The sequence below is a fragment of the Acinetobacter sp. ATCC 27244 genome (genome assembly GCF_000156555.1).
GTDB classification, from domain to species: domain Bacteria; phylum Pseudomonadota; class Gammaproteobacteria; order Pseudomonadales; family Moraxellaceae; genus Acinetobacter; species Acinetobacter haemolyticus.
This window is the reverse complement of sequence record NZ_GG665955.1, coordinates 117,765-120,024: the sequence shown is the minus strand read 5'-3', so window position 1 is coordinate 120,024 and position 2,260 is coordinate 117,765. Positions and strand designations below refer to the sequence as shown.

The 2,260-nt window shown below is 39.3% G+C and carries 2 protein-coding genes; both read right to left on the bottom strand.

Translation table 11 applies throughout. The features are described from left to right. Positions 1–74 precede the first annotated feature (74 nt). Positions 75–1,139 (bottom strand): phage portal protein, encoded by a 1,065-nt coding sequence (locus HMPREF0023_RS08760; protein WP_008941882.1) that lies wholly within the window; start codon positions 1,137–1,139, stop codon positions 75–77. Next, on the bottom strand, positions 1,136–2,260 hold a 1,125-nt coding region (locus HMPREF0023_RS08755; protein ID WP_008941881.1), incomplete at its 5' end, for a terminase large subunit domain-containing protein. The genes HMPREF0023_RS08755 and HMPREF0023_RS08760, both read right to left, overlap by 4 nt.

The following is a 2,260-nucleotide window of genomic DNA, read 5'->3' as shown; positions in this document are numbered from 1 at the left end:
AAAAGTTTAAATTAAACGTTAAACTTTTAAAACCTAAAATTAAAAACTACTCCTACTATATAGTGAGGCATTTTTTAATTATCTTTTGTTATTTCATACTGCCTAAACCTAATCACTTCATCACCAGCCCATTCATTAAATTGAAGCAAACGTGATTGTAATGGAGCAATTTCATTATGATAAAAAACTTCAGTAGCAGATTTAATATCTCCAAACCCACCAGCATTACTTGGAACAATACCCATTAATTGTGGTGGGATACGAAGTGCAGCTAAAGTATCATCACGGGTAATGGATTTAATATTTGTAAAGTCATCCTTTGCAGCGATCTCAGATGTTGGAATAACTTGGATACCATCCTTTTTCCCATTTGGACTGTAATAAAATAGATTGCGGAAATTACCTGGTCCTTTACTTTCTTTTAATGCTGTTCTCAGTGCTGTGATGTCATTAGGATCTGATGCAGCATCATTCACATATAAGATGAAACCTGCATGAGAACCATTGTTGTAATATTTACGTCTAAACAGAGTCGCTGATTCATTTAGCCAAGCACTTTGCAGTGCTGATATGTACTCTGGTGTTCCATAAATTTCTTGGTCGATGTCGGTTTCACGAATATGACAAATCCGATCTGCTGGGAATTCATATTCTTCATATCCTTTTTGGTCATTGTTTAAATAGAAGTACTGGCCACGATGACCACCAGCACGAGTGTATTTTGCCAAAGCTGGTTTATATTCAATCGTATTTTTGAGCCGTGACTTTACATCCTCCATGTATGCGTTTCCGCACCACACATAGTCCAGAGCCATTTGCTCAAATGACATTCGTTTTAAACGCGGATGTGGGATAAATAAGTTAGCCAAAAAGTTCCTTTTAAAAATAATACCGCTGCTGAGATATGGTGTGGACTTCCAGCTTTTAGATAATCCAGCCAAACTGACTTGGGGTTCATACCACCGACCATTAAACCAACACTCCATATAATTCGATAGATCATTACCGTCCATGATTGGTACTGCATCACCAAATGAGAATGCTTCGACTTGTTGCTTGGCTCCCGTGGATTTAATGTTTTGGGGTAAATGATTGAGCGCAGTCGCTACCATACCTTTTGCAATTGAAAAAGGGTTCATGAATAAATCTCCACCATAGAGGTATTTGTTTCTGTAATTCCAGCCAAAGGCTCATTATAGATTGCGTGCATGAGTGCCCATGCGAGATCCGCATGACCTGTCTCTTCAGATCGGCCAGCGGAGAAAGTGATTTGTTTTTGACTTGAAGTTAAAGTTTTCTTGATACTCATCAATGACTGAGCAAGATCTTTATCTCCAGCATCGAATTCAAGTCTGCCATTACGTATGACGTCTAGAGTCTTATAGACAAGTTGCGACTTCACTTCAGGCGAATAATTGAAAGTAGTAAGGGCAGGGAAAAAAGCACGAACTAATTCTGCAACTCCATAACCCATGCCAGTTGTATCGATACCGATATAAGTAACGTTGTAACGGAGAGTGATAGCTCGTATGCGTTCAGCTTGTTCTGAAAAGTCATCACCTTTGAATTGATGTTTTTCAAGTACTCGAAATTTACCTCCAGCTACAGCTGGCGGAGCAACAACAACGAGACCAGCATTGTCACCAGTCAAAGCTGGATCATATCCAATCCAAACAGGTTTATTAGAAAATGGTCGGTTATGCCAAATTTTGAAATCGTTCCATATTTCAAGTGTATCAACCATGCAGATCTGTAGCATACTGAGTGGAAACATGGACTGGCCATCATCCACAAACTCACACATGAAAAGGTTTGCAAAGTCTTCTGGTGAATATTCAAATTTCAGTCGTTCAATATTGAATAAATCACATCCACCCTCTTTGGCATCTTCGACTGTGACGATTTGACGCCACATCAAGTCCTCGCATACACGGCCATGTTTTAATGCTTTATGAGATAGATCGATTTTGAATTGCTGATCCTTGGGCTTACCTTTGTTGAATCGGGTACCAGTCCAGAATTTATAAGCTTCGTGTGTGATCGATGAGGGAGTTGAAAAGTAAGTTTTACGCCACTTGTCATGCGTGGCCATACCAGAAGCAACTTTCTCAAGTTCATCAAAACCATATGTCCAAAAGATTTCATCGAAATATAAATTCCCATGTGGACCCTGTGCTGTTCTGTAGTTCGTACCTAAGAATCTAAGTTCAGCACCATTAGATAAAATGATCGGATCACCAGTGAGTTCAACACCGCAAAC

Coding starts and splice junctions, on each gene's coding strand:
- HMPREF0023_RS08760 (WP_008941882.1), bottom strand. CDS start 1,139: ATGAACCCTTTTTCAATTGCAAAAGGTATGGTAGCGACTGCGCTCAAT.